Source organism: Novosphingobium aquae, assembly GCF_037572715.1.
GTDB lineage: Bacteria > Pseudomonadota > Alphaproteobacteria > Sphingomonadales > Sphingomonadaceae > Novosphingobium > Novosphingobium aquae.
The window spans coordinates 1-621 of the sequence record NZ_JBBHJY010000034.1 but is presented as its reverse complement, the minus strand read 5'-3'; the positions used below and the strand labels follow the sequence as shown (position 1 = coordinate 621).

Below are 621 nucleotides of genomic sequence, written 5' to 3'. Positions count from 1 at the left end.
TGCCGGGTTCATCACGAACAGCTCGCCGGCGCTCAGCACACGGCAGCCCGCCCAGACGGGTAGCGGGCGACCCAGACGGTCGCGCGCAAGTGCCGCGCCGACATATTGGCCGTCGATGGTGATGCCATTCGCAATGCGACAGACCCGCTGGCCTTGCACAGCGGCGATGCGTTTCAACAGCGGAACGCCCGCCGGGAGATAGTGCCGCTCGGCGAGCAGGCGCCGCAGTTCCGGCAGCGGCAGGATTGCAACTCGCTCGCCGACGTGCAGGCTTGCCCTGCCACGAATGGCGTAGAGCCCGGTCGGAACGGAGGCTGTCGTATTCCACACCGCGTAACGCGCGGGCTGAACGGCCAGCGTCGCAAGTGTGGCGACCGCGACAACACCAGCCAGAATGGAGAGCCACCGCATCATGAGAACAGCGCCTTGCGCTGGAGCCAAGCACGATGGCGGACGGGACTGTAGTCGCGTGGCGCTTCGCGGCCTGCAATCCGGTTGTGGATGTGCCGCCAATGATCCGGCGCGACATCGCACGGATCGATGCCTGACGCCTCGATTGCATCGATCAGACGGAAGACCTGCGCAACCTTTGGCCAGCCATGAACGCTGAGCAGCAGGTCG

2 protein-coding genes are annotated in these 621 nt (G+C 65.9%); both read right to left on the bottom strand.

Going from position 1 to position 621, the window contains the following annotated elements; all coding sequences use genetic code 11:
• Positions 1 to 414, bottom strand: a 414-nt coding sequence (locus WG900_RS20160; protein ID WP_339970184.1) for a S26 family signal peptidase, incomplete at its 3' end; no start/stop codon positions are given.
• On the bottom strand, positions 411 to 621 hold a 211-nt coding region (locus WG900_RS20155), incomplete at its 5' end, for a DUF2840 domain-containing protein (RefSeq protein ID WP_339970182.1). The genes WG900_RS20160 and WG900_RS20155, both read right to left, overlap by 4 nt.